The organism is Providencia sp. PROV272 (assembly GCF_049901975.1).
In the GTDB taxonomy this organism is placed as follows: domain Bacteria; phylum Pseudomonadota; class Gammaproteobacteria; order Enterobacterales; family Enterobacteriaceae; genus Providencia; species Providencia stuartii.
The window spans coordinates 3,837,011-3,862,696 of record NZ_CP096291.1 but is presented as its reverse complement, the minus strand read 5'-3'; the positions used below and the strand labels follow the sequence as shown (position 1 = coordinate 3,862,696).

The window sequence follows — 25,686 nt, the reverse complement described above, 5'->3', positions numbered from 1 at the left end:
AATGCTGTCTAATACTCCGCGCCATAAAGAGTTGACAGTAATAAGTTAGGAGTGTGTCAGATGGCAGAAAGCTTCATCACGACTAATCGTTTTTTTGACAATAAACATTACCCACGTGGCTTTTCTCGTCATGGTGATTTTACCATCAAGGAAGCTCAGTTACTCGAGCGCCATGGCCAAGCTTTTTCTGAGCTTGATTCCGGCAAACGTGCAGCACAGACCGACGAAGAAAAACTTTTCGTTGCGGTTTGCCGCGGCGAAAGGGAACCTGTAACTCCTGAAGAAAAAGTGTGGGCGAAATATTCTAGCCGCATAAATCGTCCGAAACGCTTCCATACTCTCTCTGGCGGTAAGCCTCAGATAGACCCTTCGGATGACTATACAGATACAGACGATTAATATCATCAATATATTTAGAGGGGCTTACAGGCCCCTTAACTTATATGCGTTATAGTCACGTAAAGTAACGAAGCTGACTTTCTAAATCTCTCTATGAGGCCAGTGTAATAAGCGCTGCTACATCATCGTAGATTCATTTAGAGTGTACGCTTATGCCACTCTCATTCACCACCTCTCCAGCTACTCAGCTTACTTGTTTTTGCAAATGAAGCAATAACTTATCCATCGCTCTATAACCGAGAGCTTCGAGAAGATGGGGTTTTTCGATATTATTGGTATTTTGTAAGTCGGCAATAGTTCGAGCGACTCTCAAAATGCGATGCCAAGCACGTATCGATAACCCAAGTTTGTTTAAGGCATGCTCCAAAAAAAGTGAATCCTTGGATGTGAGTTGGCATAGGTTTGTCGTTTCTCTGGCGGTTAATTGGCTATTGAGTTTCCCCATTCTTTTCATTTGTATCTCTCTTGCAAGTATGACTCTAGCGCGGATTTGCTCACTATTTTCGCTTTGGTACTGTTGATGACTGAGTGTACCCAACGGAAGCAGCGGTATTTCAATAGACAGATCAAATCGATCAAGAAAAGGACCTGAAACGCGTGATAAGTAGCGTAAGATTTTCGTGGAGGAGCTTCGGCAGTAATCACCTTGATATTGGCCTGTAGGGCTTGGGTTCAGTGCGGCGATGAGTTGAAAGTTGGCTGGGAAACACACTTTTGCTTTAGCGCGGGAAATAATAACTTGCCTTGATTCAAGTGGCTCACGTAATGCGTCAAGTACCGAGCGGCTAAACTCAGGCAATTCATCCAGAAATAAAATGCCATTATGGGCTAATGATATTTCACCGGGTTTAGGAAGGCTCCCTCCACCAATGAGTGCTGCCATTGACGCGCTATGGTGAGGAGCTCTAAAGGGTCTAGGAGGCCAAGGAGAAGTTAAATCGCTTGAATGGCATAGGCTATGTATAGAGGCGACTTCTAGAGCTTCCTGTGGCGTTAGGGACGGTAGTAATGTTTTTAGGCGACTTGCTAGCATCGTTTTTCCTGTGCCAGGAGGGCCTAATAACAATAAGTTGTGCCCACCACTTGCACAGATCTCTAACGCTCTTTTTCCCTGCTCTTGTCCAATAATATCGCTAATATTCCCGTCGCAAATGGGGGGCTCAGGGATTTCGGTCGGATGGAAATTACCTGATAATGTCATTTTCTCGTATAAAAAATGACAAAGTTCTAATAATGTTCCTGCAAACTTAACACTATTATCAGGTAATAAATTCAGCTCATATTGATTTTCAGATGAAAGAACGAGTTGCCTTTTTTGTGTTAATGCCGCGAGTGCGGCAGGGATAGCACCATTCACATGGCGAATATGACCAGACAAAGCGAGTTCACCGAGAAATTCATACTGATGAAGTATTTTTGTAGGCACTTGGCCTGATGACGCTAAGATAGCGATTGCTATCGCAAGATCGTAACGTCCCCCTTCTTTCGGGAGATCGGCAGGGGCTAAGTTAATCGTCATTTTTTTTGCAGGGAATTCAAAACCGCTGTTTAATAATGCGCTCCGTACTCTATCTCTCGATTCTTTTACAGCCGTTTCAGGTAAACCTACAAGTGTCAATCCAGGTAGCCCATTACTAATATGTGCTTCAACAGTAACCAGTGGCGCATTCATTCCGATCGATGCTCTTGTATACACAATTGCTAATGCCATATCTCCTCCCTTGAATAAACAGAGTAATATTCTGTTGAATAAAGAGCCGCTTCAATGGCTCTTTTTAAGGATGAGAGTGGGAAGGGAAACTTAAATGTAAAATATTTGCCACGGATTAAATTTTTGCGAAGGTGGTCGTAAAACTATTATTAATTAATATGTTATATGATATTAATTTATAGATAATAGAAATTAATTGAGAAGGAATTTTTTTAAAGATGAGGTGTAAATTAAAATTAATATCATCAATACTACGCTTGCTTGTTGGAATATCAGGCTGCGTATAATGGCTTCGCTATATGTATTTGCTGTAAATTCTATAAAACACTAGTTATTTATTCTGTTTGTTTTTTATCTATCTGATTTATATTGAAATATATTTTTTGATAATAAAAATTTAAAATAAAAGTTGTCAAAGTAATTTTAAAATGATACCTCTTTAATATAGATAACGAATAATACAGCGAAAGACAGAACCGATGAACGCATTTTTCCGAGTGATTAGCCTAATTATTATCAGCGTGGTGGTGATTATTATCCCACCGTGCGGGGCTGCACTTGGACGACGAAGGCTAAATTAGTAGCCAGATCTCACGAGAACCCCGCACCGAAAGGCGCGGGGTTTTTTTTGACGTAAAGTTTAGCAACATCATCAAACCTAAAAAAACAAAATAAATACAAATAGATAAATTAATTGGAAGACAGGAGAAAAGCATGAATGGGGCACAGTGGTTAGTTCAAGCATTGCGGACGCAGGGAGTGGAGACTGTTTTTGGCTATCCGGGAGGCGCTATCATGCCAGTGTATGACGCGCTGTATGATGGCGGGGTTGAGCATCTGTTGTGTCGCCATGAGCAAGGGGCGGTTATTGCCGCGATTGGTTATGCTCGCTCGACGTCAAAAACAGGGGTTTGTATTGCGACATCAGGGCCGGGAGCGACGAATTTAATCACTGGGTTAGCGGATGCTTTGTTAGATTCTGTGCCTGTTGTGGCTATCACGGGGCAAGTGAGTTCGGAATTTATTGGCACTGACGCTTTCCAAGAAATCGATGTTTTGGGTTTATCTCTGGCCTGTACTAAGCACAGTTTTTTAGTGGAATCCCTTGAAGACCTGCCTCGCATTGTTGCTGAAGCTTTCGCAATCGCAAATAGTGGTCGCCCAGGACCTGTACTGATTGATATTCCGAAAGATATTCAACTGCAGCAGGCAGATCTCGCGCCGTTTTTAATGCCTGTTGAACAGGATTTACCTATCCAGTCACATGAGGTTGCTGAGGCAAGAGAGTTACTCAAACAGTCGCAAAAACCAATGTTATATATCGGTGGTGGCGTTGGGATGTCAGGTGCGGTTGCCGAGCTAAGACGTTTTATTGATTACACGGGCATTCCTTCTGTGACAACTTTAAAAGGGCTAGGCGCAGTTGCACCTTCGGAGCCATATTATCTCGGAATGCTGGGGATGCATGGTACTAAGGCGGCAAACTTCGCGGTGCAGCGTTGTGATTTATTGATAGCCGTGGGCGCTCGCTTTGATGACCGTGTGACAGGTAAGTTAAATACATTCGCGCCAAATGCCAAAGTCATTCATATCGATATCGACCATGTTGAATTAGATAAATTGCGTCAAACTCACGTCGCTTTATTAGGTGATGCTAAAGCGTTATTACCTGAGTTGATGATGGAAAAAACGATTTCATCTTGGCAGGAAGAGGTACGCCAGCTAAAGCATGAGTTTAGCTGGCGTTACGATCATCCCGGTGATGCTATCTACGCCCCTTTGCTGTTAAAGCAACTGTCTGATCGTATGAAGGCAAATACGGTTATCACGACAGATGTTGGGCAGCATCAAATGTGGTCGGCCCAACATATCGCGGTTGATGCACCTGAAGATTTTATTACTTCTAGTGGTTTGGGAACCATGGGCTTTGGTATTCCAGCCGCGATTGGCGCACAAGTGGCTCGTCCGGAAGACACTGTGGTTTGTGTCTCTGGAGATGGTTCTTTCATGATGAATGTACAAGAGCTTGGCACCATTAAACGTAAACAACTACCCGTTAAAATTTTATTGTTAGATAACCAGCGGTTAGGCATGGTTCGTCAGTGGCAAGAGCTGTTTTTTGAACAGCGCTATAGCGAAACGATTTTAACCGATAACCCTGATTTTGTGGCTTTGGCTCGGGCTTTTGATATCCCAGGGCGACGCATTACCTCAAAATCTGAAGTTGACGCAGCGCTTGATGAGTTACTCAACAGTGAAGGCGCTTATCTGTTACAGGTCTCAATAAATGAATTAGAAAACGTCTGGCCGTTGGTTCCACCAGGGGCGAGCAATGAAAAAATGATGGAGAAACCGTTATGATGCAACATCAACTCGCAATACTGGCCCGTTTCCGTCCTGAGGTTTTAGAGCGTATATTACGGGTGACTCGCCATCGTGGATTCCAAATCAGTTCGATGACTATGGATCATATGCCGGATGGTGATAATGTAAATATCGAAATGACCGTGAACAGCCAGCGTCCATTAGCTCAGTTATATGCTCAGTTAACTAAGCTGTCTGATGTTTCGGAAGTTGAAATAAGAGAACAAGAATCACGACTATTACGCACACAAAGTGCAATGTAAGGAATAAATAAAATGACTAAGAAAGCTGACTATATTTGGTTTAACGGTGAAATGACGCCATGGGCCGATGCAAAAGTACACGTTATGTCTCATGCTTTGCATTATGGTACATCGGTATTTGAAGGCGTCCGTTGCTATGATTCTCACAAGGGGCCTGTTGTTTTCCGCCATCGTGAGCACATGCAGCGTTTGCGTGATTCTGCAAAAATCTACCGTATGCCTGTCAGCTATAGCGTTGATGAGCTGATGGAAGCATGCCGTGAAACGTTACGTAAAAATAACTTAGTCAGTGCCTATATTCGTCCATTAGTCTTTATTGGTGATGTTGGTATGGGGGTTAATCCTCCAGATGGTTATAAAACAGATGTCATCATGGCGGCTTTCCCATGGGGGGCCTATTTAGGCGAAGAAGCTTTAGATCAAGGAATTGATGCTATGGTTTCCTCATGGAACCGCGTTGCAGCAAATACCATTCCTACTGGAGCAAAAGCGGGTGGTAACTATTTATCGTCGCTACTTGTTGGCAGTGAAGCACGTCGTCATGGCTATCAAGAGGGAATTGCATTAGATGTTAATGGTTATTTATCTGAAGGGGCGGGTGAAAATATTTTTGAAGTGAAAGATGGCATTTTATTTACACCACCATTCACATCTTCTGCACTGCCGGGGATCACTCGTGATGCGATTTTAACGTTAGCGAAGGATATGGGCATTGAAGTTCGTGAACAAACCTTATCACGTGAGTCTTTATACCTTGCTGATGAAGTGTTTATGACCGGAACCGCAGCTGAAATCACGCCAGTACGTAGTGTGGATGGCATTCAAGTGGGTATTGGTCGCTGTGGCCCTATGACCAAAAAGATCCAGCAAGCCTTCTTTGGTTTGTTTGATGGTACAACAGAAGATAAATGGGGTTGGTTAGATCCAGTTAACCCTTAATAACAAATACAGACAGATTTACAGGCGGTCGTTCCCCGCCTGTTTTAAAACACGGGAGTAAAGATATGCCGAAGTACCGTTCAGCAACCACCACCCATGGCCGTAATATGGCAGGCGCACGTGCATTATGGCGTGCCACCGGTATGACCGATGCTGATTTTGGAAAACCGATTATCGCAGTTGTTAACTCATTTACACAATTTGTACCGGGCCATGTGCATTTGCGTGACCTTGGCAAACTTGTCGCTGAGCAGATCGAAGCGGCAGGGGGTGTCGCTAAAGAGTTTAATACAATCGCTGTCGATGATGGCATTGCAATGGGGCATGGCGGGATGCTTTATTCCTTACCTTCCCGTGAGTTAATTGCAGATTCAGTCGAATATATGGTGAATGCACACTGTGCAGATGCCATGGTATGTATCTCTAACTGTGACAAAATCACACCGGGTATGTTAATGGCATCATTACGCCTAAATATCCCTGTTATTTTTGTTTCAGGTGGTCCTATGGAAGCTGGGAAAACCAAGCTTTCAGATCAAATTATCAAGTTAGACTTAGTGGATGCGATGATCCAAGGCGCGAACCCTAATGTAAGCGATGCGGACAGCGAACAAATTGAACGCTCTGCTTGCCCAACATGCGGCTCTTGCTCAGGTATGTTTACCGCTAACTCAATGAACTGTTTAACCGAAGCATTAGGGTTATCGCAACCAGGAAATGGGTCATTACTTGCGACCCATGCTGACCGTAAAGCGTTATTCATCAATGCTGGTAAGCGTATTGTTGAATTAACTAAGCGCTATTATGAGCAAGATGATGAAAGTGCATTGCCGCGTAATATCGCTAATAAATCCGCTTTTGAAAATGCGATGACATTGGATATTGCGATGGGGGGGTCAACCAATACGGTTTTACACCTGTTAGCAGCGGCTCAAGAAGCCGATGTTGATTTCACAATGGCAGATATTGACCGTTTGTCACGCAAAGTTCCGCATTTATGTAAAGTTGCGCCGAGCACCCAAAAATATCATATGGAAGATGTTCATCGTGCTGGTGGTGTTATTGGTATTTTAGGTGAATTAAGCCGAGCAGGCCTGCTACAGCATAATGTTAAAAATATTTTAGGCCTGACACTTAAGCAGACACTTGAGCAATATGATGTGATGTTGACGCAAGATGAAGCCGTTAAGTCGATGTTTTCGGCGGGGCCTGCGGGTATTCGAACAACACAAGCCTTTTCGCAAAACTGTCGCTGGCCTTCTCTCGACACTGACCGTGAAAATGGCTGTATCCGTAATATAGAGCACGCCTACAGTTTAGATGGGGGCTTAGCGGTACTTGCGGGGAACATCGCGGAAGATGGCTGTATTGTGAAAACCGCAGGTGTTGATGAAGGTAGTTTAACTTTCCGTGGGCCTGCGAAGGTTTATGAAAGCCAAGATGATGCTGTAGAAGCCATTTTAGGCGGTAAGGTTGTTGAAGGGGATGTGGTCGTTATTCGCTATGAAGGCCCGAAAGGTGGCCCAGGCATGCAAGAAATGTTGTACCCAACCTCATACCTTAAATCAATGGGATTAGGGAAAACCTGTGCGCTCATTACGGATGGCCGCTTCTCAGGAGGAAGCTCCGGGTTATCCATTGGTCATATTTCACCTGAAGCCGCTAGTGGTGGATTGTTGGCATTGGTACAAGATGGCGACATTATTGATATCGATATTCCAAAGAGAACGATAGCACTTGATGTTGATGATAATGAGCTGAATAAACGCCGAGAAGCGGAATTGGCGCGTGGTGATAAAGCGTATACGCCACGTAATCGTCAGCGTGAGGTCTCTTTTGCATTGCGTGCCTACGCATCTCTTGCAACGAGTGCAGATAAGGGCGCTGTACGCGATAAATCTAAGCTGGGAGGCTAATGACGGTGGCTGCTGCAAAACCATTACCCTCTGCACCTACGGGTGCTGATTATTTAAAAGCGGCGCTCAGTGCGCCGGTTTATGAAGTGGCTCAGGTCACCCCATTGCAAGAGATGAGAAAAGTGTCTGCTCGCATGGGAAATACGATTTTAGTTAAACGTGAAGATAGGCAGCCTGTTCATAGCTTTAAGTTGCGTGGTGCTTACGCCATGATTGCTGGATTGACCGATGAGCAAAAAGCGAAAGGTGTGGTTACCGCTTCTGCGGGGAACCATGCACAAGGCGTTGCATTATCGGCCAGTCGTGTTGGCGTGAAAGCAAAGATTGTCATGCCTGTGGCAACCGCAGATATTAAGGTCGACGCGGTACGTAATTTCGGTGGTGAAGCCATTTTGCATGGGGCAAATTTTGATGAAGCGAAAGCCAAAGCCATCGAAATGGCGACAAATGAGGGGTACACCTTTGTTCCCCCTTTTGATCACCCTTCTGTGATTGCAGGGCAAGCCACAATAGCATTGGAGTTGTTACAGCAAGATGCGCATCTTGATCGCATTTTTGTCCCCGTCGGTGGTGGTGGCCTGATTGCTGGCGTAGCGGTTCTGATCAAGCAATTGATGCCTGAGATTAAAATTATCGGTGTTGAAGCCGAAGATGCGGCATGTTTGAAAGCCGCATTGGCAGCGGGGCATCCGGTTGACTTGCCTCGAGTTGGCTTATTTGCTGAAGGCGTTGCGGTGAAGCGTATTGGTGATGAAACATTCCGTCTTTGCCAAAAATATGTGGATGATGTGATCACCGTAGACAGTGACGCGATTTGTGCGGCGTTGAAAGATATTTTTGAGGATGTGCGTGCGATTGCTGAGCCATCTGGAGCATTAGCACTAGCAGGCTTAAAAAAATATGTGCAACAGCACAACATTAAAGGCGAGCGTCTTGCACATGTTTTATCCGGTGCAAATATGAATTTCCATGGCCTGCGTTATGTTTCAGAGCGATGCGAAATTGGTGAACAACGGGAGGCACTTCTTGCGGTCACGATCCCTGAACAAAAAGGCAGCTTTTTGCGTTTCTGCCAGTTATTAGGCCATCGTGCAGTCACTGAGTTTAATTATCGTTATACCGATGCAGATCCTGACCGTGCTTGTATCTTTGTGGGGGTGAGGTTAAGCGGTGGCGAAAACGAACGAAGTGAAATTATTCAAGAGTTACAACAACATGGCTATGAAGTTGCCGACCTATCCGATGATGAAATGGCGAAATTACATGTACGTTATATGATTGGTGGTCGACCATCGAAGCCATTGGAGGAGCGCCTTTATAGTTTTGAGTTCCCAGAATCACCGGGGGCATTGTTAAAATTCTTAGAGACTCTGGGGACGTATTGGAATATTACACTGTTCCATTATCGTAGCCATGGCACTGATTATGGTCGTGTGTTAGCGGCGTTTGAGTTATCAGGTCCTGAGGTGCGTTTCGATAGGCACCTTGATGCGCTAGGTTATGAATATCATGATGAAACAGGGAACCCGTCATTTAGGTTCTTTTTAGCCCCCCAAAGCTCACCGCAAACATTAGATTGAGTGGTCGGGCAACAATTGCCAAAATGATTTGATGAGTGGTTCACTTAGGCGTTTGCTAAGCGAGCAAACGCCTAGCTCAAAGGGTTCAACCAGCGAAATATTGTCGAGTTGTAATATACGGCTGCGAACTGGCTCAGGGCTGTTATCAACAACGACGCTTGGTATCAAGGCAATACCACAGCCGAGTGCGACCATTGACACGATAGCTTCATGGCCTGAGACAGTTGCATAGATCACGGGATTATTGATGTGATGACGGCGAAACCAGAGTTCGATACGTTTTCGTGATGGTCCGTGTTCAGGCAGAATAAACGGGATCGCATTCCAGTCGGGCTGCTCTTCGGTAGCCATGGTTCGAACAGCACAAGGTAGTGCGGGGGCGATCAGTACCAATGGGATTTCACCAATTTTAGTAAACCTTACATTATCAGGAAGGCGTTCTGGTTTACCTGCGATCCCAAGGTCAGCTTCCTTGGTTTCTACTTTGTCGACAGCATCGGCCGCATCACCAGTGGTGAGTTTTATTTCTACCAGTGGATGCAGTGCGCGGAATTTATCCAGAATTTGTGGCAAGTGGCTATACGCGGCAGTGACAGAGCAAAAAAGGCGCAGTTCACCCGTAAGAGAAGGGCTTTGCTGGTTAAGGACATGCTGGAGTTGTTGATATTGTAATAAGGTTTGTTGAGCAAATTGTTTAAGATGCTCACCCGCTTGGGTCAGTTTTACCGACCGATTATCACGAATAAAAAGTGGATGCCCTAGCTGCTCTTCTAAGCGTTGAATTTGCCGCGATAAAGTGGATGGACTGACATACATCGCCTTAGAGGTTCGACCAAAATGGCAACTTTCTGCTAAATGAAGAAATAGCTTTAAATCACGGATATCCATTTTTGTTTCAGCCTTAAGTTAAGTCAAAAGAGCGTTGCATAATATGCAACATTGTATTGTTAATATATCAATTTAAGCAATGCGAATCATCGCATATAGTAAAACCATAAACGCTAAATAGAAAAGCGACAGGCAGATGCCTGAAATAACGAACACAACAGAACAACGGAGTAAGACAATGGCGAATTATTTTAATACTTTGAATCTGCGTCAGCAGTTAGAGCAGTTAGGCAAATGTCGTTTCATGAAGCGCGAAGAGTTCGCGGATGAAGCAGGATACCTGAAAGGTAAAAAAATCGTCATCGTCGGTTGTGGTGCTCAAGGTTTAAACCAAGGCCTAAATATGCGTGATTCAGGTCTGGATATTGCTTACGCATTACGTGCTGAAGCGATCGCTGAAAAACGTGCATCATGGCGTAAAGCGACAGAAAACGGTTTTAAAGTCGGTACTTATGAAGAATTGATCCCTGAAGCGGATTTGGTCATTAACTTAACGCCAGACAAGCAGCACTCAGCGGTCGTTCGCGCTGTTCAGCCAATGATGAAGCAAGGCGCTGCATTAGGTTACTCGCACGGCTTTAACATTGTTGAAGTAGGTGAAGAGATCCGTAAAGATATTACTGTTGTGATGGTTGCTCCAAAGTGTCCAGGTACTGAGGTTCGCGAAGAGTATAAACGTGGTTTCGGTGTGCCAACGCTGATTGCTGTTCACCCTGAAAATGACCCTAAAGGTGAAGGTCTGGCTATTGCGAAAGCATGGGCTGCGGCAACTGGTGGACATCGTGCTGGTGTACTGGAGTCATCATTCGTTGCAGAAGTTAAATCTGACTTGATGGGTGAACAAACCATCCTGTGTGGTATGTTGCAAGCGGGCGCTCTGCTTTGTTATGACAAGATGGTTGCTGATGGTGTTGAGCCAGGCTATGCCGGTAAATTAATCCAATTCGGTTGGGAAACAATTACCGAAGCATTGAAGCAAGGTGGTATCACGCTGATGATGGATCGTCTGTCAAACCCTGCGAAATTGCGCGCATTTGCACTGTCTGAGCAACTGAAAACAATCATGGCTCCTTTGTTCCAAAAACATATGGATGACATTATTTCTGGTAAATTCTCAGAAACCATGATGGCTGACTGGGCAAATGATGATAAGAATTTGCTGGCTTGGCGTGAAGAAACCGGTAAAACACCATTTGAAAACTACCCTGAATATGAAGGAAAAATCGCTGAGCAAGAGTACTTTGACCACGGTGTTTTGTTAGTTGCGATGGTTAAAGCTGGGGTTGAATTGGCGTTTGATACTATGCTGGAAGCTGGGATCCTTGAGGAATCCGCTTATTACGAGTCACTGCACGAGCTGCCACTGATAGCCAATACTATCGCTCGTAAACGCCTGTATGAAATGAACGTGGTTATTTCAGATACGGCGGAATATGGTAACTACCTGTTCTCGTTCGCGGCTGTGCCAATGTTGAAAGACTTTATGAGCAAACTGCAAGCGGGAGATTTGGCGAAACCTGTTGCTGATAATGGCACCGATAATGCACAACTGCGTGATGTTAATGAAGCTATCCGTAACCACCCAATTGAGAAAATCGGTAAGACGCTGCGTGGATATATGACAGATATGAAACGCATTTCAGTGGGTGGCTAATTTTTCGTCACACTAGCACTATTCGCCGTTTTCCTTTAACGCGAATAGTTTAGAAAAATATATTAGATATAAAATAATATCGTATTGAAAACCGTGTTGTTCTGAATGACACGGTTTTTTTGTTTTTCAGACTCGACCGTCACAGATAGAAATATGCAGTTAAATGGATACATGATGGTTTAGCCGTTTTTATGCGCCGAGTGCTTTCTGCTACAATCGACAACAATCTGTCTTTTTGAAAATAACCTGATCTAGAGAAACCATGCGATTAAATCCAAGCCAGCAGCAGGCTGTTGAATTTGTGGATGGCCCATGCCTTGTATTGGCTGGTGCCGGCTCGGGAAAAACCCGAGTGATAACGAATAAAATAGCACACCTGATCCGCCAATGTGGCTATCAACCACGTCAAATTGCGGCGGTCACCTTTACCAATAAAGCCGCTCGTGAAATGAAAGAGCGTGTCGCACAAACATTGGGGCGGAAAGAAGCTCGAGGGTTAATTATCTCTACATTTCATACCTTGGGCTTGGAGATCATTAAACGTGAATATAAGGCGTTAGGTATTAAGGCTAATTTTTCTCTGTTTGATGATCAGGACCAAATGGCATTGCTCAAAGAGCTCACTTTTGATCTGCTAGAGGAAGATAAAGATCTTTTGCAGCAACTGATCTCATCGATCTCGAATTGGAAAAATGATCTGTTAGCACCAGAGCAGGTGTTGGCGAAAGTGAGAAGTGAGAAAGAGCATCGTTTTGCAGAGTGTTATCGTCGTTACGAATTGCATTTAAAAAGCTGTAACGTATTGGATTTCGATGATTTGATCAGTAAGCCGACCTTACTTTTATCCCATAACGAAGAGGTGCGGGAGCGTTGGCAACAAAAAATTCGCTATTTGCTGGTGGATGAGTATCAGGATACCAATACAAGCCAATATCAATTGGTTAAATTGCTGGTGGGTCAGCGTGCACGGTTTACGGTAGTTGGCGATGATGACCAATCTATCTACTCTTGGCGTGGTGCTCGCCCACAAAACTTAGTGCTATTGAGTCAGGATTTTCCAAAGTTAAATGTGATTAAGTTGGAGCAAAACTATCGTTCATCGGAGCGCATACTAAAAGCAGCCAATATTTTGATTGCAAATAACCCCCACGTATTTGAGAAAAAATTATTTTCGACACTAGGTTATGGGGCACCACTTAAGGTTATTACGGCCAATAATGAAGATCATGAAGCTGAAAGAGTTATCGGTGAATTGATAGCGCATCACTTTATTAATAAAACACAATATAAAGATTATGCCATTTTGTATCGCGGTAACCATCAATCGCGTATCTTTGAAAAAATGTTGATGCAAAACCGCATTCCTTACCGTATTTCAGGGGGAACATCATTCTTTTCTCGCCCAGAAATCAAAGATTTATTAGCGTATTTGCGAGTCATCACTAACCCTGAAGATGACAGTGCTTTTTTGCGCATTGTGAATACGCCACGCCGTGAAATTGGGCCAAAAACGATCCAAAAATTAGGTGAATGGGCTAATCAACGCGGTAAAAGTTTATATCAAGCTAGTTTTGATTTAGGGCTGGAGCAAACATTAACAGGCAAAGGATTAACCGCGCTACAGCAGTTCACACGTTGGATGGAGAAAATTGTTCAACAGTCTGAGCGTGAGCCATTATTGGCCGTGCGTGATTTACTGCGTGAAATGGACTATGAAAGTTGGCTCTATGAAACTTCGGCAAGTACGAAAGCTGCTGAGATGCGAATGAAAAACGTCAATCAGTTGTTTACATGGATGAGTGAAATGATTGAAGGTGACGACTTGAATGATCCTATGTCGTTAGATCAGGTTGTAACGCGTTTTACGCTGCGCGATATGATGGAGCGCGGTGAAGATGATGAAGAATCAGATCAAGTGCAATTAATGACATTACACGCATCTAAAGGGCTGGAGTTCCCTTATGTGTTTTTAGTAGGGATGGAAGAGGGGTTGTTACCGCATCAAAGTAGTATTGATGAGGATAACATTGATGAAGAGCGGCGGTTAGCTTATGTTGGAATAACACGGGCACAAAAAGAGCTATTTTTTAGCCATTGCCGTGAACGTCGACAATACGGTGAATTAATCCGCCCTGAGCTAAGTCGCTTTTTATTAGAATTGCCGCAAGATGATTTAGAGTGGGAACAGCAACGAAAAGTGGTGACCGCGGAAGAGCGGATGCAAAAAGGACAATCTGCACTCGCTGATATTAAGGCTCGTTTAGGATTAAATAAGAAAAGCTAGCAGAAATGACCCCTCACATTCACTGTAACGAATGTGAGGAGGAAAATTAATTGTTGGAGCTATTACGCTCTTCAAGTTTCAAAGGCCAGTTAACATAACCTTGCCACTGAACTTCTTGTTGCAAGTTTTCTGCTCGTAATGGATGCTCTGCGAGCCAGCGGTAAGGCAATACAATCGTCAGAGAATGGGTCTCTGCATGAAGTCGTAATGCTGGCAATGTATCATCTCGCCGACGGCTTGCAAAAAGAATAGCTAATCGCAACAGGCGGCATAAATGATAAGCTTGTTGCATGGGTAAAGCATTTTGTTGACTGAGTGTGGCTAGATCAACAGGCCCGTGTTGATTGCGGAGTAATGCAGCCAGTAAGCGCTTTTGTGCAGGAGTAAAGCCAGGAAGGTCAAGGTTAGTGATAAGGTAACTGGCATGCTCCGGCCCTTTGCGGAAGTCAACGCTTAAACCGATTTCATGCAAAGCACAGGCACTTGATAATAAATCACGGCAGCGTAGGTCTAGCTGCCAATTTTTAGAGACCTGTAAAAAGAAATGCTCTGCTAATTGGCTAACGCGGGCAGCTTGCTCGATATCGACTTGAAAGCGACGCTGAATATTACGCAAGGTACGAGCGCGAATATCTTGCTCAATGGGTAATTCAAGCATGCCGTAAACTAACCCTTCACGCAATGCACCACCCGCTAAAGTCATATTATCAATCGATAAAGCTTTAAAAATAGCGATGAGGATAGACAGACCGCTTGGGAATACCAGCGCTCGCTCAAAGGTGAGCCCTTCAATTTCTAACTCTTCAAGCTTGTGGCATTGAATGGCTTTATATTTAAGCTGTTGTAGCTTATCTAAAGTAATCAGCTCATCCATGCCTTGCGCGATCATGATTTCTTGGATGGCTTGAACGGTGCCTGATGCACCAACACAAATTTTCCAACCATGATTTTTTAAGGTATCCGCAATAGGGGCAATCACCGCGTGGGCGGCTAACTCCGCTTGAGTAAAATTCTCCTCGGTGAGTGTGCGATCACTAAAATATTTTTCTAGCCAAGTGACGCAACCCATTTCAAGGCTAAATAGCTGAGTGGCTTTGGCACCGATACCTGTAACCAGCTCGGTACTACCTCCCCCAATATCAACGACTAAACGCTGATCGGGGCCTCCGGTTGTGTGAGCAACGCCTTGGTAAATTAAGCGCGCCTCTTCTTCTCCTTGAATAACTTTGACGGTATTACCTAGAATTTCACTGGCTTTTTGCACAAAAACATCGGCATTTTTAGCCAGCCGCAATGTTGCAGTCGCGACGACACGGATTTGAGCGCTAGGGATATCTTGTAAGTGCTCTGAAAAGAGCCTCAAACATTGCCAACCGCGCTCCATAGCTTGTTCTGACAGCATATTATTGCCATCTAAACCAGCGGCTAGGCGCACTTTGCGTTTTACTCTCGAAATAATTTGAATACTGCCTGCAACTTCACGAACGATCAGCATATGAAAACTGTTCGAACCTAAATCAATTGCTGCATAGAGAGAAGAAGATTTCAGCATATCGTTATTACTCAGCCTGAACGTTTATGGTTGTTACGTGGGCCATTATGGCGACGTGGCGAATTTGAATTGCGACGAGGCCCTCCTGGACGCGGACGATGGCGGCGTTTCGGAGCAGGAAGGTCAGTTAATAACGCTTCGCTGTTGTACTTACTCACTGGAATCGAATGTTGAATGTACTCTTCGATGGCGGGTAGATTCAAAGCGTACTCTTCACAAGCAAGGCTGATTGAATGACCACTTTCACCTGCACGACCAGTACGACCAATGCGGTGTACATAGTCTTCACAATCATCAGGTAAGTCATAGTTAAAGACATGGGTAACAGAAGGAATATGTAACCCGCGAGCAGCGACATCGGTCGCAACTAAAATATCGAGATTACCTTGAGTAAACTCTTCTAAAATACGCAGTCGTTTCTTCTGAGCAACATCTCCGGTGAGTAGCCCTACACGATGACCGTCAGCCGCAAGGTGTGCCCAAATCTCATCGCAACGATGTTTGGTATTGGCAAAAATAATACAACGCTCTGGCCACTCTTCTTCAAGCAACGTTTGCAATAAGCGCATTTTCTCTTCATTTGAAGGATAAAACAGCTCTTCTTTAATACGGTGACCCGTTTTTTGTAACGGCTCGACTTCAATATATTCAGGGCTATTCATCTGTTCAAAAGCAAGTTCTCTGACACGGTAAGAGAGCGTAGCTGAAAAGAGTAGGTTTAACCTTTCGGTTACCGCAGGCATGCGACGGAATAACCAACGAATATCTTTAATAAAGCCCAGATCGTACATGCGATCAGCTTCATCTAGAACAACCACTTGTACGGCATTTAAGTCAATATGACCTTGTTTTGCATAGTCAATTAAACGTCCCGTTGTGCCGATAAGAATATCAACACCATTTTGTAGCACCTTTAATTGCTCATCATAGCCATCACCGCCATAGGCTAGCCCCATTTTTAGACCCGTATACTCAGCAAGCTCTTTTGCATCTGAGTAGATTTGCACTGCCAGTTCACGGGTGGGTGCCATAATCAGCGCTCGGGGCTGATTGACTTTTTTACCCTCAATCGAAGGGTGAGTTAGTAAATAATGAAATGTAGACGTTAAAAATGCTAACGTTTTACCCGTTCCTGTTTGCGCTTGCCCCGCAACATCTTTGCCTTCGACAGTGAAAGGCAGGGTAGACGCCTGTATAGGCGTGCAAAAATTGAAGCCTTTTTTATTTAGGGCCTCAATGACTTTGGGGTGTAAGGCGAAGTCGGAAAACTTCTTTTCTGTCAAGTGTGCTTTACTCATAGTGTGGTAGAATATCAGTTAACGGTTGGTTTACGAAAGTGTATCTTTTGAAATAAAGCATACTGCTGCCAATTAATGTTACACTAAGACTGCAAAAATGATCCATTGGAGTACAACATGAGCGACAAAATTATTCATATAACTGATGCAAGCTTTGAGAGCGAAGTCTTAAACGCCTCGTCACCTGTTCTCGTCGATTTCTGGGCTGCATGGTGTGGTCCTTGTAAAATGATTGCGCCTATTCTTGATGAAGTTGTTGAAGAATATACAGGCAAACTGACCATCGCAAAACTGAATATTGATGATAACCCAGCTACTGCACCAAAATATGGTATCCGTGGTATCCCTACGCTCCTATTATTCAAAAATGGCAATGTCGTAGCAACAAAAGTGGGCATCTTCTCTAAAATTCAGTTAAAAGAATTTTTGGACGAAAATCTGTAAGTTATAGTTGTTGTTTAAGGTAAAACGTTTAGCGGTACATCTATTTTATAGGGCGCACCGCTAGACGTCCTCAATGAAGCATGGTAAGTTATCGGCAATCCCCATATTGCACCCGAAAGAATTACTTTATAATCCGTTGCTCTTATCATAAATATCTGGTTTGTCAGTTCAGTTGTGGTTCATATATTGTGATCTAGGGCTGATAATGTGTTGATTTCTGGAATTATCAATTTGAAAATTGAGTTGTCGCGCTAGCCGCATTCAATCATTTCATTCGTGGTAAATTGACAATATCAATTCAAGATAGATATGGATTAGCCGTATGAAGGCGTTCTAGTTAGGGATGGGTTTCAGGGCATGAGTTTTGCGTTTTAGTGCTTTGAAAGCTGTAAATTTGCGATATTGGGATAGATGTTGCCTTAAATGCACAAAAAACTATTGCTAATATTGTTTGTGTTTCTAATAATAAGCCGCACATCATTCCGATGAATCGCCGCGATATGTTAGCGCAGTCTTAGCAATAACAAGCGCAAGAATTTTTACGCGTTGTTGAGCCGTTGATGTTTGTAACTATCAACAGGGCGTTATAAAGTTAAACTGGCACTTATATAGCTTATATATAGTTGTCTTCAATTTACGTTCATAGTTCGAGAATTACCCCGAGTTAAAGAACCCACCATTATGAATCTTACCGAATTAAAAAATACGCCAGTATCAGAATTGATTACATTAGGCGAAAACATGGGGCTAGAAAACTTAGCCCGTATGAGAAAGCAGGATATTATCTTCTCGATTTTGAAGCAGCATGCTAAAAGCGGGGAGGATATCTTCGGCGATGGCGTTCTGGAAATATTGCAGGATGGATTTGGTTTCCTCCGTTCAGCAGACAGTTCCTACCTCGCAGGCCCCGATGATATCTACGTTTCTCCCAGCCAAATTCGCCGCTTCAACCTTCGCACAGGCGATACAATTTCAGGAAAAATCCGTCCTCCTAAAGAAGGTGAACGCTATTTTGCCCTATTGAAAGTTAATGAAGTTAACTTTGATAAACCTGAAAATGCCCGCAGCAAAATTCTCTTTGAAAACTTAACCCCATTACATGCTAACAATCGTCTTCGTATGGAACGTGGAAACGGTTCTACAGAAGATTTAACCGCGCGTGTTTTGGATTTAGCTGCGCCTATCGGCCGTGGGCAACGTGGTTTGATCGTTGCTCCACCAAAAGCAGGTAAAACCATGTTGCTGCAAAATATCGCGGCTAACATTGCACATAACTACCCTGATTGTGTTTTGATGGTTCTGCTTATTGATGAGCGTCCAGAAGAAGTTACCGAAATGCAACGCCTAGTTAAAGGTGAAGTAATCGCTTCAACGTTTGATGAGCCAGCAGCACGTCACGTTCAAGTCGCCGAAATGGTGATTGAAAAAGCTAAACGTTTAGTTGAGCATAAAAAAGACGTTATCATTTTACTTGATTCTATTACTCGTCTTGCGCGAGCGTATAACACTGTTGTTCCTTCATCAGGTAAAGTCTTAACAGGTGGTGTGGATGCAAATGCGTTACACCGTCCGAAGCGTTTCTTTGGTGCAGCACGTAACGTTGAAGAAGGTGGTAGTTTAACCATTATTGCAACAGCGCTCGTCGACACAGGCTCCAAAATGGACGAAGTGATTTACGAAGAGTTTAAAGGTACAGGTAACATGGAACTACACCTGTCTCGTAAGATCGCTGAAAAACGTGTTTTCCCTGCGATTGACTATAACCGTTCAGGTACACGTAAAGAAGAGCTGTTAACTTCACAAGATGAATTACAAAAAATGTGGATTTTACGTAAGATCATTCATCCTATGGGTGAGATCGATGCAATGGAATTCCTCATTAGTAAATTAGCAATGACGAAAACGAACGAAGAATTTTTCGATTTTATGAAAAGAGCATAATTGCTAACTTCCTAATTGTTAAATTTAAAAAGCGCTGTCAATTTTTGACAGCGCTTTTTTATTTTTTTTACTGATTTTTCTGATGAATATCGAAATTATTTCTTATTATATAGCTCTGTTATTTATTTGTTATGTAAATTAAATTTAAGTTATGTTTTTATATAAATTCAACTTACTCACCATTGGATGATAACAATTTATAATATTGAGATGCCATTCACAGTAATAGAATAGTAATTATATAAAAAATAGTACTTTTTATATTGGATTTTTGTCGCCACAAAATGGAAAATCAATTTGTTGGATGAAATAGATTTATTGTTTTATTCAAAGTTTGACTGTTTTAAGTTAATACATGTATTTCATGTATTTATTTAATGACGATATCATTTACGTAATGGCATTTTCTGATTGGTTGGGAAAGGTTCATTTATTAAACGAAAAACAGCCTAAAATTATAATCATAGAGAAGCATTGTTCTTTATGGCATGCATCTTGCTTTCATTAAGTATAAAATCCATTAATAAGACATGATTGAACAAAAGCTACACTAATAACAACTAGGTAAGCCTTTATAGGGTTATTGTGATAGTTATTGAAGACTCGTCTTATGGAACTTATCTCTTTTGAGATGATAATACCTTAGCTGCCTGTTATTGAGGCAATATAAGCTAAGGCATTGTGGTTTTAGGTTGGTTAGATAAAAAAATAAGAGAGTTGACTCGTGGACACCGCACAATTTATTGCTAGTCTTTTTTACGTTTTTTTGTTCACGTTAGTGTTTATTTTTATCGCTCGAGTTGTGGCAACGAAGATCGGGCTGGTTGATAAACCTAACTTCAGAAAAAAACACGTAGGTCTGGTCCCTTTAGTTGGGGGGATAACGGTCTTTTTTGGTATCTGCTTCGCGTTTGTTATTACAGAAGAATATATACCCCATAAATGGTTATATTTAATCTGTGCAGGCTTATTGGTATTGATTGGTGCGTTAGATGACCGGTTTGATATCAGTGTTAAGCTAAGAGCAGGTGTACAAGCCGTAGTCGCTGTCGTCATGATGACCGTGGCTGACTTAAAACTAGAGTCATTAGGTCATGCGTTTGGGCCATGGGAGTTAGTGCTTGGGCCATTTGGTTATATCGTGACACTGTTTGCTGTTTGGGCAGCTATTAATGCGTTCAACATGGTTGATGGTATTGATGGGTTACTCGGTGGGCTATCTTGTGTCTCTTTCGGTGCATTAGGCTTTTTGTTATATCAAAATGGCAATTATGGATTAGCATTTTGGTGTTTTGCCTTTATTGCAGCTATCCTTCCTTATATCTTCCTAAATTTAGGTGTACTAGGTCGTCGTTTTAAAGTCTTTATGGGTGATGCGGGAAGCACACTGATTGGTTTTACAATTATTTGGATCCTAGTCGAATCAACTCAGGAAGCAGGGCGTCCAATCAACCCTGTGACAGCATTATGGATTATTGCGATCCCATTGATGGATATGGTGGCGATTATGTACCGTCGTATCCGTAAAGGTATGAGTCCATTTTCACCTGACCGTCAGCACATTCATCACTTGATTATGCGTTCAGGTTTTAGCCCAAGAGGGGCTTTTGTTCTGATTACACTGGCAGCAGCCATTTTGGCATGTATAGGAATTATTGGTGAACGCTTAACATTTGTGCCTGAATGGGTCATGTTGGCATTGTTTTTGCTTGTATTCTTTATGTATGGTTACTGCATCAAACGGGCATGGAAAGTAGCTCGTTTTATTAAGCGCGTCAGACGTCGTATGCGTAGAGGTGGTGCAGTACGGTAACGACAAACGGAAATAATAGAGGTTCTGTGCAGTGAAAAACTCAGAAACGCAACCTAATCAGTATCAGCCGCCGATAGAACCGGAATTGGATATCCGTGGTTTATGCCGCTCTTTGTGGCAAGGTAAAATTTGGATCGTGGCATTTGCGGTGATTTTCGCCGCTATTGCGTTGGGTGCATCCTATTTTATGCAGCAAAAATGGAGTTCAACCGCGATCACAGACCTGCCAACCGTGAACAATTTGGGTAGTTATTATTCGCAACAACAGTTTTTACGAAACCTGGATTCCCGTATTAACTCGACGGGTCAAGAAGGGCAATTGCCAACGATTGCGAATGAGGCTTACCAAGAGTTTATTAAGCAAGTGGGTTCTTATGATACCCGTCGTCAGTTTTGGTTAACGACGGATTATTATAAGCAGCGTTTAGAGAATGACCCTAAAGCAGATGCGGCGTTATTGGATGAATTGATTAACAATATTGAATTCACGCCTGCGGATAATCTAAAAAATCTCACTGATAGCATTAAGTTGATTGCGGAAACGTCCACGGATGCTAATCAGCTTTTACGTGAGTACATACAGTTTGCTAACCAACGTGCAACAGCCAACTTGAATGATGAAATTAAGGGAACGTGGGCAACGAAAATGCAATCAATGAAAGCGTTAGTGAAACGCGAAGATATGGTTGCTCAAGCTGCTTATGAAAGACGCTTAAATTTACTCGAACAAGCATTGAAAGTTGCGCAAAAGCAGGGAATTTCGCGTAATCAAAGCTCGGCACCAGTTGATGAAATTCCTGATTCTAAAATGTTCCTATTAGGGGTTCCATTACTTGAAGCTCAGATTGAAACATTAAAAGCGACAGGCCCTGATCACGACACTGATTATGACCAAAACATCGCAATGTTATCTACACTGAGTGTTGGCCCCACTCTCCAAGACAGTTTTCAGGCTTATCGCTATTTGAGAACACCTGAAGACCCCGTCAAACGTGACAGCCCACGTAGAGCCTTTATGATGGTTCTATGGGGAGCTATCGGTGCATTGGTTGGTGCTGGTGTGGTACTTGCACGCCGTCGCCCGTCCTGATTTTGAATAGGTGGCTGTCGATGATGTCAGCCACTGTGTAATGTCATTATAAATAAAAGCAGCTAACTGCATTAGATAAATATAAGAGAGTCACTGTGAAAGTATTGACTGTATTCGGCACTCGACCAGAAGCCATTAAGATGGCACCGTTGGTTCATGCACTTGCTAAGGATGCGGCTTTTGAAGCCAAAGTCTGTGTGACGGCCCAGCACCGAGAAATGCTCGATCAGGTACTGAAGCTATTTGAGATTACTCCCGATTACGATCTCAATATTATGAAGCCAGGGCAAGATTTAACCGATATTACGTGTCGTATTCTTGAAGGGTTGAAAAACGTATTTGCCGATTTCCAACCTGATGTGGTGTTAGTGCATGGGGATACTGCGACGACAATGGCAACGAGCTTAGCGGCTTTCTACCACCGTATTCCTGTTGGCCATGTGGAGGCAGGCTTACGTACAGGTAACCTCTACTCACCATGGCCAGAGGAAGCGAATCGTAAGATTGCGGGGCACCTTGCAATGTACCATTTCGCGCCAACTGAAAATTCGCGTCAAAACTTACTAAAAGAGTCTATTCCCGACAATCATATTTTTGTGACGGGAAATAGTGTGATTGATGCTTTGCTGTGGGTTCGCGACAAAGTGATGAGCGACCAGCACATGGCTGATAAATTGGCGGCGAATTACCCGTTTATTGATCCCAATAAGAAAATGATTTTAGTCACAGGCCATCGCCGTGAAAGCTTTGGTGGTGGATTTGAACGTATTTGTCATGCCTTGGCTGAAATTGCACAAAGCCATCCTGATGTTCAGGTGGTTTACCCTGTGCATTTAAACCCGAATGTCAGTGAACCCGTAAAACGTATTTTACATGGCATTGATAATATTATTCTGATTACTCCTCAGGAGTATTTACCCTTTGTCTATTTGATGAACCATGCCTACCTGATCTTGACTGATTCAGGCGGGATCCAAGAAGAGGCGCCATCACTAGGCAAACCTGTTTTAGTTATGAGAGATACCACAGAACGTCCTGAAGCTGTTGAAGCTGGAACAGTGCGTCTTGTGGGTACAGATACACAAAAAATTGTTGCAGAAGTTAACCGGTTACTGACAGATGAAGCGGAATATCATGCAATGAGCCGCGCGCATAACCCCTATGGGGATGGTCATGCTTGTCAGCGTATTCTTGAAGCACTAAAAAGCAATCAGGTGAAATTATGAGTTTTGAAACTATTTCTGTTATCGGCCTTGGTTATATTGGTTTGCCAACAGCAGCCGCTTTTGCGTCACGCAAAAAGCAAGTGATTGGCGTTGATGTCAACCAGCATGCGGTTGATACCATTAATCAGGGGAAAATCCATATTGTCGAGCCAGAGCTTGACCTCGTCGTAAAAAGCGCGGTTGAAGCAGGTCATCTGAAAGCTTTTACTAAACCACAGCCTGCCGATGCCTATTTGATAGCAGTGCCAACCCCATTTAAAGGTGAACATGAACCTGATCTTACTTATGTAAGAGCAGCCGCAGAGTCTATCGCTCCGGTATTGAAAAAAGGGGATTTAGTCATTTTAGAGTCTACTTCTCCTGTTGGCACGACTGAACAGATGTCTGAATGGATGGCTCAAGCGCGTCCTGATCTCACTTTCCCTCACCAAGCAGGGGAAGCGGCGGACATTGATGTGGCTTATTGCCCTGAGCGTGTATTACCCTGTCAAGTCATGGTTGAATTGATTAAAAATGACCGTGTTGTTGGTGGTATGACGCCAAAATCATCATTACGTGCGAGCGAGCTGTATAACATTTTCCTTGAAGGTGAATGTGTTATCACGAATGCAAGAACCGCCGAGATGTGTAAGCTGACAGAAAACAGCTTCCGAGATCTGAACATCGCATTTGCAAACGAACTCTCACTGATTTGTGCCGAACAAGATATCAATGTGTGGGAACTGATCCGTTTGGCGAATCGTCACCCTCGCGTCAATATTCTACAGCCGGGCCCAGGTGTTGGTGGACACTGTATTGCCGTTGACCCATGGTTCATTGTGGCACAAAACCCACAACAGTCTCGTTTGATCCACACCGCGCGTTTAGTCAATGATGGCAAACCAATTTGGGTTGTTGATCAGGTCAAAGCTGCGGTGGCAGATTGTTTAGCTGAAACAGGTAAAAAGGCGAGCGAAGTGACTATTGCCTGCTTTGGTCTATCATTTAAACCCAATATTGACGATTTGCGTGAAAGCCCAGCGATGCATATCACGAAAATGGTGGCGAGCTGGAATAAAGGTAAAACGTATGCGGTTGAGCCACATATCCATGAATTGCCAACGGCACTAAAAGGCATTGTAGAGCTGGCATCGATTGAAGATGCAATCACCAATGCTGATGTGATTTTAATGCTGGTGGATCATAACCAATTTAAAGCCATTCAAGGTTCATTGATTCAGCAAAAATGGGTTGTGGATACCAAAGGAGTTTGGCGTTGAAACGCATACTAATCACAGGTGGAGCCGGTTTTATCGGCTCTGCGGTTGTTCGTCATATCATTGAAAATACTAACGACAGTGCGGTTGTCGTAGACTGCTTAACTTATGCGGGCAATTTAGAGTCACTCAGTGAGGTGTCAAATAGCGACCGCTATGCGTTTGAGCAAGTGAATATTTGCCATCGCGCTGAGTTAGACCGCGTTTTTGCGAAATATCAACCCGATGCCGTGATGCATTTAGCCGCAGAAAGCCATGTTGACCGCTCTATTGATGGCCCTGCCGCCTTTATTGAAACCAATATTGTCGGTACATACACGCTATTAGAGGCGGCTCGTCATTACTGGATGGGCTTAGATGCCGCGAAAAAAGCGCAATTCCGTTTCCATCACATCTCAACTGACGAAGTGTATGGCGATTTGGAAGGGCCGGACGGTTTCTTTACTGAAACCACGCCTTATGCGCCAAGCAGCCCTTATTCGGCTTCTAAAGCATCGAGTGACCATTTAGTGCGGGCTTGGCAGCGTACTTATGGCCTGCCAACCATGATCACCAATTGCTCAAATAATTATGGGCCATACCATTTTCCAGAAAAACTGATCCCACTGATTATCATCAATGCGTTAGCAGGTAAGCCATTACCTGTTTATGGCAAAGGTGAGCAGATCCGCGATTGGTTATTTGTTGAAGACCATGCTCGCGCCTTATATTTGGTGGCAACGACAGCACAGCCGGGTACCACTTATAACATTGGTGGTCACAATGAACGTCGTAATATTGATGTGGTCGAGACTATTTGTGAGCTACTTGAAGAACTTCATCCGCAGAAGCCAGAAGGGGTTGCACATTACCGTGACCTTATCACTTATGTGACGGATAGGCCAGGTCATGACATGCGCTATGCCATTGATGCCGATAAAATCGCACGTGAATTAGGTTGGACGCCTCAAGAAACATTCGAATCAGGGATCCGTAAGACAGTGCAGTGGTATCTGAATAACGAAACTTGGTGGCGTCGTGTGCAAGATGGTTCTTATGCAGGAGAACGCCTTGGTTTAGGCGCTTAAG

Annotated in this window: 20 protein-coding genes; 16 read left to right on the top strand and 4 right to left on the bottom strand. The window is 43.5% G+C overall.

The window, feature by feature from the left end; genetic code table 11:
- Positions 1-60 precede the first annotated feature (60 nt).
- Positions 61-399 carry a DUF413 domain-containing protein gene (locus tag M1E93_RS17880; RefSeq protein ID WP_004915426.1) on the top strand — a complete coding sequence of 113 codons (339 nt, stop codon included), beginning with the start codon at positions 61-63 and terminating at the stop codon, positions 397-399.
- A gap of 184 nt (positions 400-583) precedes the next feature.
- On the opposite strand, the gene M1E93_RS17875 is transcribed toward M1E93_RS17880, so the two are convergent.
- Complete coding sequence (locus M1E93_RS17875) at positions 584-2,110, bottom strand: YifB family Mg chelatase-like AAA ATPase (RefSeq protein WP_004915428.1); 1,527 nt, start codon at positions 2,108-2,110, stop codon at positions 584-586.
- 479 nt (positions 2,111-2,589) lie between these two features.
- Here M1E93_RS17875 and ilvL point away from each other — a divergent pair, with 479 nt between their 5' ends.
- The 6 genes from ilvL to ilvA all read left to right on the top strand — a co-directional run bounded on the left by ilvL (position 2,590) and on the right by ilvA (position 9,172).
- A complete protein-coding gene (gene ilvL / locus M1E93_RS17870; RefSeq protein ID WP_071599630.1) occupies positions 2,590-2,691 on the top strand; it encodes an ilv operon leader peptide in 102 nt (33 codons plus the stop codon).
- Between the two features lie 133 nt (positions 2,692-2,824).
- Entirely contained in the window at positions 2,825-4,471 is a 1,647-nt protein-coding gene (gene ilvG / locus M1E93_RS17865) for an acetolactate synthase 2 catalytic subunit (protein WP_004915430.1), read from the top strand.
- Positions 4,468-4,737, top strand: a complete 270-nt coding sequence (gene ilvM / locus M1E93_RS17860) for an acetolactate synthase 2 small subunit (protein WP_004915433.1) — start codon at positions 4,468-4,470, stop codon at positions 4,735-4,737. Before ilvG ends, ilvM begins: the two co-directional genes overlap by 4 nt.
- A gap of 12 nt (positions 4,738-4,749) precedes the next feature.
- Positions 4,750-5,676, top strand: a complete 927-nt coding sequence (locus tag M1E93_RS17855; RefSeq protein WP_004915437.1) for a branched-chain amino acid transaminase — start codon at positions 4,750-4,752, stop codon at positions 5,674-5,676.
- Positions 5,677-5,741: 65 nt separating this feature from the next.
- On the top strand, positions 5,742-7,592 hold the full coding sequence (gene ilvD / locus M1E93_RS17850) for a dihydroxy-acid dehydratase (RefSeq protein WP_014657278.1): 1,851 nt from the start codon (positions 5,742-5,744) through the stop codon (positions 7,590-7,592).
- Positions 7,593-7,597: 5 nt separating this feature from the next.
- Positions 7,598-9,172, top strand: a complete 1,575-nt coding sequence (gene ilvA, locus M1E93_RS17845; RefSeq protein WP_172593509.1) for a threonine ammonia-lyase, biosynthetic — start codon at positions 7,598-7,600, stop codon at positions 9,170-9,172.
- Here ilvA and ilvY read toward each other — a convergent pair.
- Positions 9,164-10,060: an HTH-type transcriptional activator IlvY gene (gene ilvY, locus M1E93_RS17840; RefSeq protein WP_004915447.1), complete on the bottom strand. Its 897-nt coding sequence runs from the start codon at positions 10,058-10,060 to the stop codon at positions 9,164-9,166. The genes ilvA and ilvY overlap by 9 nt on opposite strands.
- Positions 10,061-10,238: 178 nt before the next feature.
- Here ilvY and ilvC point away from each other — a divergent pair, with 178 nt between their 5' ends.
- Positions 10,239-11,714, top strand: a complete 1,476-nt coding sequence (gene ilvC / locus M1E93_RS17835; RefSeq protein ID WP_014657279.1) for a ketol-acid reductoisomerase — start codon at positions 10,239-10,241, stop codon at positions 11,712-11,714.
- Positions 11,715-11,976: 262 nt separating this feature from the next.
- A complete protein-coding gene (gene rep / locus M1E93_RS17830; RefSeq protein ID WP_004915452.1) occupies positions 11,977-13,998 on the top strand; it encodes a DNA helicase Rep in 2,022 nt (673 codons plus the stop codon).
- Between the two features lie 46 nt (positions 13,999-14,044).
- Here the strand turns inward: rep and gppA are convergent, their stop codons facing one another.
- Together gppA and rhlB are read right to left on the bottom strand one after the other, a co-directional pair.
- Positions 14,045-15,550 carry a guanosine-5'-triphosphate,3'-diphosphate diphosphatase gene (gppA, locus tag M1E93_RS17825; RefSeq protein ID WP_004915455.1) on the bottom strand — a complete coding sequence of 502 codons (1,506 nt, stop codon included), beginning with the start codon at positions 15,548-15,550 and terminating at the stop codon, positions 14,045-14,047.
- Between the two features lie 11 nt (positions 15,551-15,561).
- Positions 15,562-16,848, bottom strand: a complete 1,287-nt coding sequence (gene rhlB / locus M1E93_RS17820; RefSeq protein ID WP_004915459.1) for an ATP-dependent RNA helicase RhlB — start codon at positions 16,846-16,848, stop codon at positions 15,562-15,564.
- Between the two features lie 117 nt (positions 16,849-16,965).
- Here rhlB and trxA point away from each other — a divergent pair, with 117 nt between their 5' ends.
- The 7 genes from trxA (at position 16,966) to rffG (ending at position 25,685) form a co-directional block, all read left to right on the top strand.
- On the top strand, positions 16,966-17,292 hold the full coding sequence (gene trxA, locus M1E93_RS17815) for a thioredoxin TrxA (protein ID WP_004915462.1): 327 nt from the start codon (positions 16,966-16,968) through the stop codon (positions 17,290-17,292).
- Positions 17,293-17,973: 681 nt separating this feature from the next.
- On the top strand, positions 17,974-19,233 hold the full coding sequence (gene rho, locus M1E93_RS17810) for a transcription termination factor Rho (RefSeq protein ID WP_004915469.1): 1,260 nt from the start codon (positions 17,974-17,976) through the stop codon (positions 19,231-19,233).
- 724 nt (positions 19,234-19,957) lie between these two features.
- Positions 19,958-21,046, top strand: coding sequence for a UDP-N-acetylglucosamine--undecaprenyl-phosphate N-acetylglucosaminephosphotransferase (wecA, locus tag M1E93_RS17805; protein ID WP_004915476.1), 1,089 nt, complete (start codon positions 19,958-19,960; stop codon positions 21,044-21,046).
- 31 nt (positions 21,047-21,077) lie between these two features.
- Positions 21,078-22,136, top strand: a complete 1,059-nt coding sequence (wzzE, locus tag M1E93_RS17800; RefSeq protein ID WP_014657281.1) for an ECA polysaccharide chain length modulation protein — start codon at positions 21,078-21,080, stop codon at positions 22,134-22,136.
- Positions 22,137-22,231: 95 nt separating this feature from the next.
- Positions 22,232-23,362 (top strand): non-hydrolyzing UDP-N-acetylglucosamine 2-epimerase, encoded by a 1,131-nt coding sequence (gene wecB / locus M1E93_RS17795; RefSeq protein WP_004915481.1) that lies wholly within the window; start codon positions 22,232-22,234, stop codon positions 23,360-23,362.
- Positions 23,359-24,621 (top strand): UDP-N-acetyl-D-mannosamine dehydrogenase, encoded by a 1,263-nt coding sequence (wecC, locus tag M1E93_RS17790; protein WP_426207042.1) that lies wholly within the window; start codon positions 23,359-23,361, stop codon positions 24,619-24,621. The genes wecB and wecC overlap by 4 nt, the downstream gene beginning before the upstream one ends.
- Positions 24,618-25,685: a dTDP-glucose 4,6-dehydratase gene (gene rffG, locus M1E93_RS17785; RefSeq protein ID WP_004915487.1), complete on the top strand. Its 1,068-nt coding sequence runs from the start codon at positions 24,618-24,620 to the stop codon at positions 25,683-25,685. Before wecC ends, rffG begins: the two co-directional genes overlap by 4 nt.
- The last annotated feature ends 1 nt before the right edge of the window (position 25,686 follow it).